The sequence below is a fragment of the Methanobrevibacter thaueri genome, from assembly GCF_015062905.1.
In the GTDB taxonomy this organism is placed as follows: domain Archaea; phylum Methanobacteriota; class Methanobacteria; order Methanobacteriales; family Methanobacteriaceae; genus Methanocatella; species Methanocatella thaueri_A.
On sequence record NZ_SUTK01000007.1, the window covers coordinates 48,067 to 59,782 of the forward strand.

At 36.6% G+C, this 11,716-nt stretch carries 13 protein-coding genes; 4 read left to right on the forward strand and 9 right to left on the reverse strand.

Annotation, left to right across the window (positions count from 1 at the left end):
- Positions 1-2 precede the first annotated feature (2 nt).
- The 3 genes from rpiA to E7Z79_RS02750 are packed head-to-tail and all read right to left on the reverse strand — an operon-like array spanning position 3 to position 2,170.
- Positions 3-689, reverse strand: a complete 687-nt coding sequence (gene rpiA / locus E7Z79_RS02740) for a ribose-5-phosphate isomerase RpiA (protein ID WP_303738449.1) — start codon at positions 687-689, stop codon at positions 3-5.
- Positions 690-1,127: a UPF0179 family protein gene (locus tag E7Z79_RS02745; RefSeq protein ID WP_303738450.1), complete on the reverse strand. Its 438-nt coding sequence runs from the start codon at positions 1,125-1,127 to the stop codon at positions 690-692.
- On the reverse strand, positions 1,127-2,170 hold the full coding sequence (locus tag E7Z79_RS02750) for an NAD(P)-dependent glycerol-1-phosphate dehydrogenase (protein WP_303738451.1): 1,044 nt from the start codon (positions 2,168-2,170) through the stop codon (positions 1,127-1,129). The genes E7Z79_RS02745 and E7Z79_RS02750 overlap by 1 nt, the downstream gene beginning before the upstream one ends.
- Positions 2,171-2,300: 130 nt before the next feature.
- Here E7Z79_RS02750 and proS point away from each other — a divergent pair, with 130 nt between their 5' ends.
- Genes proS through thiD form a run of 3 tightly spaced genes read left to right on the forward strand, consistent with a single transcriptional unit; the run spans position 2,301 to position 5,121 of the window.
- Complete coding sequence (proS, locus tag E7Z79_RS02755; protein WP_303738452.1) at positions 2,301-3,704, forward strand: proline--tRNA ligase; 1,404 nt, start codon at positions 2,301-2,303, stop codon at positions 3,702-3,704.
- Between the two features lie 7 nt (positions 3,705-3,711).
- Positions 3,712-4,386: a 2-phospho-L-lactate guanylyltransferase gene (gene cofC, locus E7Z79_RS02760; RefSeq protein ID WP_303738453.1), complete on the forward strand. Its 675-nt coding sequence runs from the start codon at positions 3,712-3,714 to the stop codon at positions 4,384-4,386.
- Positions 4,387-5,121, forward strand: a complete 735-nt coding sequence (gene thiD, locus E7Z79_RS02765; RefSeq protein ID WP_303738454.1) for a bifunctional hydroxymethylpyrimidine kinase/phosphomethylpyrimidine kinase — start codon at positions 4,387-4,389, stop codon at positions 5,119-5,121. It abuts the gene before it with no gap.
- Here the strand turns inward: thiD and E7Z79_RS02770 are convergent, their stop codons facing one another.
- Both E7Z79_RS02770 and E7Z79_RS02775 read right to left on the reverse strand, forming a co-directional pair.
- Positions 5,122-5,874, reverse strand: coding sequence for an ABC transporter ATP-binding protein (locus E7Z79_RS02770; RefSeq protein WP_303738455.1), 753 nt, complete (start codon positions 5,872-5,874; stop codon positions 5,122-5,124).
- Positions 5,875-5,882: 8 nt separating this feature from the next.
- On the reverse strand, positions 5,883-6,632 hold the full coding sequence (locus E7Z79_RS02775; protein ID WP_303738456.1) for an ABC transporter permease: 750 nt from the start codon (positions 6,630-6,632) through the stop codon (positions 5,883-5,885).
- 140 nt (positions 6,633-6,772) lie between these two features.
- Between E7Z79_RS02775 and E7Z79_RS02780 the strand changes: the two genes are divergently transcribed.
- Entirely contained in the window at positions 6,773-7,702 is a 930-nt protein-coding gene (locus E7Z79_RS02780; RefSeq protein WP_303738457.1) for a CPBP family intramembrane glutamic endopeptidase, read from the forward strand.
- A 40-nt stretch (positions 7,703-7,742) separates the two neighbouring features.
- On the opposite strand, the gene E7Z79_RS02785 is transcribed toward E7Z79_RS02780, so the two are convergent.
- From E7Z79_RS02785 to E7Z79_RS02800, 4 genes are all read right to left on the reverse strand, one after another.
- On the reverse strand, positions 7,743-8,093 hold the full coding sequence (locus E7Z79_RS02785; protein WP_292844143.1) for a carboxymuconolactone decarboxylase family protein: 351 nt from the start codon (positions 8,091-8,093) through the stop codon (positions 7,743-7,745).
- Between the two features lie 168 nt (positions 8,094-8,261).
- A complete protein-coding gene (locus tag E7Z79_RS02790; protein ID WP_303738458.1) occupies positions 8,262-8,705 on the reverse strand; it encodes a MarR family winged helix-turn-helix transcriptional regulator in 444 nt (147 codons plus the stop codon).
- Between the two features lie 2 nt (positions 8,706-8,707).
- Complete coding sequence (locus tag E7Z79_RS02795; protein WP_303738459.1) at positions 8,708-9,859, reverse strand: MFS transporter; 1,152 nt, start codon at positions 9,857-9,859, stop codon at positions 8,708-8,710.
- A 364-nt stretch (positions 9,860-10,223) separates the two neighbouring features.
- Positions 10,224-11,162 (reverse strand): DUF1848 domain-containing protein, encoded by a 939-nt coding sequence (locus E7Z79_RS02800; RefSeq protein WP_303738460.1) that lies wholly within the window; start codon positions 11,160-11,162, stop codon positions 10,224-10,226.
- Positions 11,163-11,716: the final 554 nt, after the last annotated feature.

Genomic DNA, 11,716 nt, shown 5'->3' on the forward strand with positions numbered 1-11,716 from the left:
CACTATAGCTCTTTGGTGCCGTCATCGGTTCCGATGATTACCTTATCAACCATCTGTGAAAAGATTCCGTTTTCCACAACACCCGGAATTGCATTCAAATCGATTTCAAGGTGAGCAGGTGATTCGATTTTTTCGAATTTGGCATCTATTACAAAGTTTCCATTGTCGGTTATTACAGGACCGTCTTTTCTTTGGGCCATCCTTATCTCACAGGTTGCTCCCATGTCTTCAAGTTCCTTAATGACCATTCTTGATGCGTCCGGAAGCACTTCGACAGGAACCGGGAAATTTCCCAATTCATCAACGACTTTGGATTCGTCAACTATAACTATGAATTTGTCTGCAGCATAATCTACAATCTTTTCTTTAGTATGGGCGGCTCCTCCACCCTTAATCAGATTAAACTCTGAGTCAACTTCATCCGCTCCATCAACGGACAGGTCAATGTCATGCTCTTCCAATGTTGTGATTGGAATGTTCCATTCCTTTGCCTTCAACAATGATTGGAATGATGTTGGAATTCCCATAACGTTTATTCCTTCATCTCTGATTCTCATGCCCACCTTTTCAATGAAAAAGTGTGTGGTTGAACCTGTTCCAAGCCCTAAGACCATTCCATCTTCGACATATTCTGCAGCCTTGTATCCTGCATTCATTTTAGAAGAGCTATTGCTACTAGTATCTTTCATTTAAATCACAAATCCTAAAGTTAAGTTATTAAGTTTCAATCCTTTCTTGCATTCCCCATCATGCTTTCCATTGTTCTCCAATACGATGCACTTGTCGTTTTCAACCAATCCTTCAGGGAAACACAAGTCATGATAATCGCAGTTTTCATCACAGTCAGGAGCATTATATGTAAATGTTGATCCTTCAAAGATGTTTTTTGAAGTTGTTAGTATGTCTATTTCGGCTCTGTCAACCTCAACAGGAATTACCTTGCCTCCAGAATGTATCGGACAGTTCTGCTCGTTTTCCTTTACTTCAGTTACAACATATTTCCTGTTCACTTCCAGGTTTCCAACACAGGATGACTTAAATCTGCAGTCTTCACATTCCTTGGCAGGACCTAGAAAAATAAACTCTTGACCTTTTTTCGCTAAATCTATACCTATCAGTGTTATCATTAAATCACCTCTGTTCTATAAGCCAATTCATATGCAGCTTCTTTTGAAATTCCATTGTCTCCTAAAATAGTGTATCTTTCAGGTCGGATTTCATGAGCCATCATCAGAGCTTCAATAATGTCCTCATCAGTAATGTTAAGTTCTTTTGCAGTGGTAGGGGCCTGCACGGCCTTTAGGGAGTCCCTTATTGCCTTCCAATCCCCTCCATGAAGATACATCATCATGATTGTTCCGATACCGCACTGCTCGCCGTGAAGTGCAGGCTTGTCAAGAATCTTGTCAAGGGCATGTGAAAAGAGATGCTCTGATCCGCTTGCAGGCCTTGATGAACCTGCGATGCTTATTGCCATTCCCCCGCTGAAAAGTGATTTCATGACTATTCTTGCACTAGGCTCGAGATTAGGCTTGATATTGGCGATGTTGTCAGTAATCAGGTGCGCTGACATTATTGACAATGCAGCAGCTGACTCTGAAAACGCTTCGTTTTTAAGCCTGTGTGCCAATTCCCAATCCTTGATGGCAGTGAAGTTTGCAATCAGGTCCGCACATCCTGCAGCCAAAAGCCTGAATGGGGATTGTGCAAGGATTTCGGAATCCGCAATGACCGCTATCGGGGAGTGCGCAGTTGCTGATATTGAAGTGTTAGGGTTTTTGATTGATGCCAAAGGAGATACGATACCATCATGAGAAGCGGTTGTTGGCATGGATACAAAATAGACACCCTGATTATATGAAGATAACTTGGCCACATCAATAACCTTTCCTCCGCCAACACCCAAAACGGTTGTGTCCGGAGTGATCAGTTCCTCAACTTCAGATATGGACTCATAGGATGCTCTGTCAACTTTGACCACATCAAATTCCATATCCTCCCTTTCAAGGCTTTCCATTACAGGTATTGCACCAACATCATATGTATGCGCACCTGTAACAATCAGAATCTTTTTATCCAAATGCAGAGATTTGCAAATCTCACCAGTATCTTTTATAATGCCCGGATCAATGTAAACTTCACGGGGCATCTGTATTCTCCTGTTGCTCATGATATCTCCTAAATGTTAATTATACATTAATATATATTTAATTGATAATTATAAATAATTTATCTTTAAATAAGTTTAATACTTATTAAAAACAGATAATTTAATATTATAAAAAATTATTTTAGGTGATATGGTGGAAAATTTTGACGAATGGTTTCATGACATTTTAGAACAAGCAGACATAACCGATTCAAGATATCCTATTAAGGGAATGGCAGTTTGGAGACCATACGGTTTTCAGATAAGGAAACATTCAATGAACATTATTAAAAATTTATTGGATAAGGACCATGATGAGGTACTGTTCCCAATGCTTGTTCCTGAAACTGAACTTGCAAAGGAAGGAATACATGTTAAGGGATTTGAAGATGAGGTATACTGGGTAACAAAAGGCGGACAGACTGAATTGAACGAACAGCTAGCCTTAAGGCCAACCAGTGAAACCGCAATATATCCGATGTATTCATTATGGATCAGGACACACATTGACCTGCCAATCAAAATGTATCAGATTGTAAACACTTTCAGATACGAAACAAAACATACCAGACCTCTAATCAGGGTAAGGGAAATCACTACCTTTAAGGAAGCCCATACCGCACACGCAACCAAAGAGGAATCCGACGAGCAAATCCAGGACTTCATTGAAATGTATAAGGAATTCTTTGATGATTTGGGAATCCCATACTTAATCTCCAAAAGGCCTGAATGGGACAAGTTCCCGGGTTCAGACTATACAATGGCCTTTGATGCCATAATGCCAAACGGTAAAACCCTGCAAATAGGTACAATACACAATTTAGGCCAGACATTCGCAAAAACATTTGACATTACCTTTGAAGACAAGGACGGAGAACACAAATTGGTTTATCAGACCTGTGCAGGAGTGTCCGACAGGGTTATCGCATCCGTCATTGGAATTCATGGAGATGAAACCGGATTACGCTTACCACCAAAAGTATCACCGAATCAAGTTACCATAATTCCAATCCTATTCAAGAAAGGAAAAGAGGAAGTTCTTGCAAAATGCTCACAAATCAAAGAGCAGTTAGAGGCAGCAGGATTGAGAGTCCAGCTTGATGACAGGGACATCAGGCCGGGCAAAAAATTCAACGACTGGGAACTTAGAGGAACACCAGTCAAACTTGAACTTGGACCAAGAGACCTGGAAAACAATATCACCGTTGCAATGAGACGTGACGAAGGAGAAAAGATTGAAATTCAATTGGATGACAATCTTGTTGACAATGTAATTGACTTATTGGACAAATCTTCTGAAAACTTATCCTCACAGGCATGGGAATTCCAGAATGAGCATGTTAAATTTGCAGAAAACCTTGAAGATATTCCAGAACTTGTAGAATCCGGAAATGTCGTTAAATTCTACTGGTGCGGAGATGAGGATGTCGGCCATGAAATCGAAGAAAAAACCGGCTATGACGTTTTAGGCATTCAGGAAGAAGTGTCTGAAGGCAAATGCATAGCCAGCGGAAAAGATGCAAAATACATTGCCTTAATTGCCAAAACATACTAGTGATAATATGGACAACATTTATGCGATAATACCAGTAACCACATTCAAGAATGCAAAAACCAGGCTTTCCCCATTTTTATCTGCCGAAGAGAGGGAAAACCTCCTAAAGGCAATGCTTCGGGACGTGACTGATACCTTAAAAAAGCATGTGGACAAGATTTTCATAATCAGCAGGGATGAAGATGTGTTAAAATATGCAGAAAGCCTCAATGTGAACACCATACAGGAAAATGACAATTCCAACCTGAACAAGGCCCTCACACAGGCTATGAAAATCTGCAAAGGAAAAACAAGGAAGGTAATTATAGTTCCTTCAGACATTCCACTGATTGGCAAAACCAATGTTCAGATGCTGATTGACGCATCCAAAAGCCTGGATTTCATAATTGTTCCATCAAAAGGCGGAGGAACAAACATGATCATAATGAAGCCGATGGCCATCAGAACAAGATATGAAGGATTCAGCTATAAGGAACATGTGCAGGCAGCCGAGCGGAAAAAACTTAATCCGCAGGTTCACGATTCATTTTTCATGGCATTGGACGTCAACACCACTGAAGACCTGGGTGAAATCATGATTCACGGTGAGAAAACCCACACCAGGCAATACCTGAAGGAGCTTAAGGTCACTGTCGAGTCATTCCGTGGATCCGAACGCCTTAAAGTCACAAGAGCTGATTAGATGATAGTGATGAGCATTGCAGGCGTTGATCCGTCAGGAGGCGCAGGGGTTTTTGCCGATTTGAAGACATTTCAGGCTATTGGAGTTTATGGTACCGGAATCGTAACCGCCCTGACTTCTCAAAATCCCTATAAATTTTTTTCAACACAACCTGTTTCACCTGAATACATTGAAGAGCAGATAGATTCCGTAATGGATGCCTACGAAGTGGAATTCATCAAGACAGGCATGCTCTACTCACCGGAAATAATCAAATTGACAGCTAAAAAGATTAGGGAGTATAATCTAAAGGCGGTGGTTGACCCCGTCATGGTTGCAACTTCAGGGGGAGATTTGACTGGAGGAGACATAGCCGACGCTTTTAACAGACATTTGCTTCCAAATTCCATATTGACCACTCCAAACGTCAGTGAAGCTGAAAGATTAAGTGGAATTAAAATAAACAGCAAGGAAGATGCCGTAAAGGCAACAGAACTTATTGACTGCAACTGTTTCATTACCGGCGGACATTTGGACGGAATTAATGTAATCAACATCGATGATGAAATAACAATAAAAAAACAGGAATTGATTGAAACCGATAACTTACACGGTTCAGGATGCAATCTGTCATCTGCAATAACCGCATATTTGGCAAAAAACAATTCCTTAATGGATTCCTGTCTAAAGGCGATGGATTATGTTTATGAAGGAATAAAAAATGGAAATTATGGGACATTAATAGCTAAAATATAACTATTCTCCCATATCTAATTTTTCTACAATTGACTCTTGAAGTGCGATGAATTCCTTTGAATCTCTTTTTCTTGGCCTTTCAATATCCACTTCAATGACATTATCTATTCTTCCGGGGTTTTTGCCCATGATGACAATCTTATCTGCCAGATACACAGCCTCATCAACATCGTGGGTTACGAAAACGATTGTGTTTTCGAATCTTTTCCAAACGCCTATGAGCTGTGACTGAAGCTTGTGCCTATTTTGCATATCCAATGCAGAAAACGGCTCATCCATAAGAAGAATAGGCGAATGATTAAGCAGGGATCTGATAATTGCAACCCTTTGTTTCATACCACCTGAAAGTTCATGAGGATAGCTATCCTTAAAATCAATTAAACCCACACTTGTCAGGTATCTCTCAGCGGCAGCGATATTTTCCTCCTTAGCTCCCTTGTTTGTCATCTCCAAACCGAAAGTAACATTCTGCAGGACAGTCAGCCATGGGAATAATGAATACTGCTGGAAAATCACTGCCCTATCCCCAGACGGCTTGGTAACCTTTTCACCGTTGGCAATGATTTCACCGGAGCTAGGCTGGTCAAGACCTGCAATTAATCTTAATAGAGTGGTTTTTCCACAACCGGAAGGACCTAAAAGACAGACTAATTCACCATCCTCAATGGTTAAATTAATGTCTTCCAAAACTGATAGCTGGTCTGTTTTTTTACTTACAAATGATTTATTAATATTTTTTACTTCAATTGACACATTAACACCTACCAGAATATCCTTTCCTGGGCTTTAGTAAATACATAATCAAATATGATACCTATTAACCCTATATCTAACATACCAACAACTGTTGTACCCGGATCAAATAAACTAGTTGCTGTCAGAATCATATAACCTAAACCACTGCTTGAACCAACCATTTCAGCTGAAATTGTACACATCAAAGCAATACCAATTCCGACTTTCAAACCTGAAACAATATATGGAACTGTTGAAGGCAGAATTACCCTTTTTAAAACATTCCAATCGCTTGCTCCCAAAGTTTGGGCTGATTCAATTAAAACCTTATCAGTTCTTTTAACTCCATCAATTGTATAGACCAATATCGGGAATACGCAACCCATAAAAATAATGAAAACTGCCGGAAACATGCCTATTCCAAACCAAAGGATGGAAAATGGAATCCATGCAACAGGAGGAATCGGTCTTAATACACTGATTACCAAAGTTGCAATGTCTTCGAGAGTCTTATACCATCCGAGAAGAATTCCTAAAGGAATGGCAACAACAGACGCTAAAATCAAACCGCCGAATACCTTATATAAAGTATCCAGAGTGTTTGTTAGAAGCTTTCCATTCAATATCAACTCCCAGGCTGACTGACAAACTGTAATCGGACCAGGAAGGATGTATGGATTGATAATGCCAAATCCTTCGGTAATAAGATACCAGAAGATAATTATGCAGATTGGTAAAATCAATGGAATAAACTTATTCTTATAATTATCAAACATTAAATCACTTAATCAAAAATTTTTTTATACATATTAAATTATGTTTTAATAATATAAAAACTTTAGAAAAATCCCCATGCAAAAAAAACTATAATAAGATTTATATTGTAAAAATATAATTAATGAATATAGGTGAAAAATTGAACATTCATAAAAAGTTTTTCTCAAAAATAGGGGCAAATTACCTGATACTGGGCATAATAGCAATAATATTTCAGATAATCATCGTCAATATAATTTCCATGATAAATCCGAAATATCTGAGTGACATAAACATATTGACCGCTCTATCATCATTATGCAGCTATATTCTACCATTTCCAATCTTCTATTGGCTGATGAAAAAATTGGATGACGTTGAAATCGAAAAGAAAAGCGTCGGTGCAAAAACATTCATCCTATACACAGGAATTACAATCACGTTAATGTGGATTGGAAACATAATCGGTTTAATCATCACAATGCTTTTGAGCGGCGCAATGCAAAATGACATTTCAAATCCCGTTCAGGAACTCATCAACAGCACGGACATTTGGATCAATCTGGTGCTGATCAGCATAATCGCCCCGATATGTGAGGAAATCCTTTTCAGGAAATTTCTAATCGACAAGACAATCAAGTACGGGGCAAAGGTGTCCATAATCCTATCGGCAGTGCTGTTCGCCTTTTTCCATGGAAACCTTAACCAGTTCTTCTATGCATTTCTGATGGGAGGATTTTTCGCATATGTCTACATCAAAACCGGAAGGATAACCTACACAATAATCCTGCATGCGATTGTGAACTTTATGGGATCGGTCGTGAGCCTAATCCTTGCAAATTCAGTAGCAAATATCCAAACAAGTCTCAATCCAATTGATGCATTGGTAATCCTGGGATACTTTGCAATCATATTAACCTTTATACTGATTGGACTTTACGGACTGACCAAAATTAAAAAGGCAAGATTCAACGGTTCAAAAACACAAATCAGTCTGAAAAATCCATTTAGAACCGTATACTTAAATTATGGGATGATTCTCTTTATTCTGTTTTTTATAGGTGAGATGATCTATCAGGTTTTAGGTTAAATAGCATTAAAATACAATACTAAAAAAAATAAGAGAAGAATTAAGCCTTATCTTCCCTTTCCTCTTCAATAGCTTCAACAACACTGTTTAAGATTTGAAGTGATTTGGAGAATGCAGGCATACCTGAAGTCAACAGGACTACTCTTAAGACATCCACAATTTCATCTTTTGTAATACCTAATACTTCAATAGCGCTCCTGATCTGTTTTTTGGTAGCTCTTGCATCGGCACGTGAAGCGGCAATTCCGATAGCAATCAATTTTTGAGTCTTATAATCCAATACTTTAGCATTCCAAACAGTACTGTTTATATCAGAAACCAATTCATATAAATCAGGATATTCGCCTTCGAGTTCCCTGATTCCTTTTCCGTAATATACATCTCCTTTCATATTAACCTCTCTCCAATAATTTTAATTAATTAATGATTTAATTTTTAAGTTATATATAATTAATAGCTACTTTTTTTCATGAAAATGAAAATGTTTCTGTAGCCCTCTAAGAACTGTATTTTAGTATTAGTAATGTTATTATCGATGATTTAAATCAAATTAAAATCATTACGGTTCAACTACTTTAAATAATAAAGATTTTAGCGTTTTAACCTCTTCATCACTCATATTTTTTGTTACCTTTATTTCCCAACCGTTAATCAATTCAATTAACTCATCTGTTTTTTCAATTCCTCGAGAAGTTAATTCGACAATTTTTTTACGCCGGTTTGTCGGATCTTCGCATCGAGTCAGATATCCTTTTTCTTCAAATTTCCTTAACAGTTTAGCAGTATATCCTTCACTGACCCTAAACAGTTCCACCAATTCTTTTTGTGTAGTTTCTTCACTGAATCTAATCCTTATTAGAAACGGCAGTTCAGCAACAGTAATGTCAGAGTCATCGAATGTTTCTTTGACATATTTTGTATAATCAGCTATCATTTCTTCGACATAGTGATATATGAATATATTTTCTGAATTTTCTTTTTTGAATTGAGCAGGTAATGTCATTTTTATGCCTCAATTGGATATTTGTATGTTCTGATAGATAACAGTATTAAATCGATAATCATCACCACAACAGCTGCAATCATGACATATTGGACACCCATTCCTGCAACTACTGCTCCGGCGATTGTTGTTCCTAGAGTGACTCCGACATTTCCCATACTTAAGAATATTCCATTTGCGAATTCAGGAGCATCAGTTGCTGCTGAAACCATCCAGTATTGTGAAATATCATTACCAATACCTGCAAGCAGTCCCCAGAAAATCATCAGGACAATCATTGGTATTTTAGCACCTCCGAATATGAATATTCCAATCATCAATGTTGAAAAGATTATTGGAAATGATAAGACAGTTTTATTTGTTTGTGAATTTAATAATTTGGCTCCGAGCCAGTTTCCGACAATTGATGCAACCCCATAAATAAACAGTACGATGCTTAATTCAGTTCCAAATATGTTAGTTAATGAATTTAGAAATTCTGAAATGTATGAATATGAAGCATACATGCCTCCATTTAAGAATATAACTCCCAAAACAGATATTATAAATATTCCAGTTGTTGCTACTTTAATTTGATTTCCATAGGATTGCTCTTTACCCGGCAGGCTTGGGAAAAAGATTATTGTAGCTATCAATGCCAGGAATGTAACGAGACTGAACCACAGCATTGAAAATTGATATCCGAAGTTTGTTGCAACAAATGTTGTTATCGGAACTCCTACAATCATCCCTGCTGACACTCCCATAATTACCTTACTTACCGCATCCTGTGCCTTTTCAGGGTCCACTATTTCTGCGGCAACCGTCAATGCCAAACCACAATAAATCGGATGGAAAATTGCAGGAATTATTCTGCAGATCAAAGCAATATTAAAATCACTTACAAATGCTCCAATTGTTGAAAATATAGTAAAAACCCCTAAAACCAAAATGAAACTTTTCTTTCTGTCAAATTTTGAGAATACAAGGGGCATGAATATCCCACATATTGCAATTGTTAATGCAAACAAGCTCACGAATAATCCTGCCTGTGTGATGTCTACATTAAAATATTGTGCAATTTGAGGCAAAATGCCCACTACTCCCATTTCGGTACTCAATACCCCAAATGTACCGAACATCATGATATAAATTATTAAATTTTCATTTTTCATGTTAATCCCTTATACTTTCATAAGATAACTCTTTCATTAGGAAAGATAAATATTGATTTGATTTTAATAATATTTAAAACTTCTGTTGAAAATTATTTTCACAGACAATACTAATCATGATTTATGAAACAGATTCTGGATTTGGATTTCTAAAAGCTCCATTTTCTCCATTATGATGAAAATATTTAATTATCATGGATTCTAAAAAAAGTAGTGTGGAGAGAAAAGTTATACAACTATCACAGGAGTTTTCATACATATGTTAATTATAGGGTCTCTTGAACTATCGGAAGATGACTTGGATAAATTAATTTTATAAAATTTGTGTTGATTTTAGGCATCATGAGAAATAAAAATTTAATATCTAAAAATCAAATAAAGTTGTCTGTTTTGGTTCAATATATCTTATTACTTCTGTATCAATTAGCTTATCATCTTCCTTAAGATGTCCAAGCAACAATGGCGATTTCTCATCATGCAATTTTATAACATTCTTAGGAATTTCAGGCTTTCGATTAGCATAGCAATATTTACATTCACTTAAACAGGAATTATAAGCACCAATGTCTCTTGATGGAATGCAGTGACAGTTTTCCCTAATTCCAGTTCCTTTAACATTTTTATAAACTACATTATGTGCCTGTTCCAATATTTCACGAGTGGTGCATCCTGCAGGATGAATGCCATATTTTTCATAGCTTTCATTTGTTGCACATGATTGAGTATACAGACTATACTTCCTAGATATCTCACCTATTCCTTTCAATAACCTCTCTTTATCATCCAAAGTTAATGGAATTATCTCAGGCATGTTTTCTTCAACTTTTTTGTACATATCAACAAAGCTGAATATACATCTGTAAACTAATGGTGAGATCTTTTCGGCCATATACTCAAAAGTTTCCAGATGTTTTTCAATAGTGTATTTTTCAGTCAGAAGTATTGGATCATATCTCCAGAGAATCTTATTCACACCAACAATACCAGATAATTGTTTTAACGTTTTAATAGATTGATTTATTGACGGGACTTTAGGTTCTATGTCCTTGCCGTATGCAGTAATTGTGTAGTTGCACAATATATTGTACTTTTCATCAATGTCACCTATATGTTTCAGGATAGGTTGGTAGTTCTTGGAGCAGAACAATAAGCAATCTACATCTTCAGGATTTAAGCTTAACTTATATACATTCTCTCTTGCAAATGGATTTCTTGAATATGCATATTCCTCTTCCAGTCTGTTCAATAGCCATGGAGTGTAGTAGTTCACTATATCTGTTCTTCCGCCGACATTTATTATCATGTTATCACTTACTATATCTGGTGACATTAACATTTCTTATTTGTGTTTTGACCAGCATCATACAGCCAATTCTGATAAATAATAACTGTTCAAGACAACATTTTTATTTTTATACATTCACTAATGTTTTTATTTTATATCCGAATATATGTTAAAATTCTACGATTTAAACGAATTTCCAAAACTTTAATTACTGAAGAAAATAAAATTAGTATCTGTAGTGAGAGAAAAGTAGTAGATAATTTCTATACTATTGGCATAACAGTACTATCGCTACTGATTATGGCATTATGATTATTGTTTCCAGATAGTTTCCTTGAGACATTATGTAATTCAAGTCACTTGAGACCATTGGTTTATGAATATTTCAAATATTATCTTTTGGCAATACCATTCATGTGTTATTTTATCGTTTTGACATACTTCGTTAAAACAGATAACTTCGTTCAATTACATTTTAAATGATTTCTTATAGCCAACATCTTGAATGTTGTATTTGATGTGATTTTAATAGAATGCTTCAACATGAGGATTTCCGGTGCGGCATTGGGTAT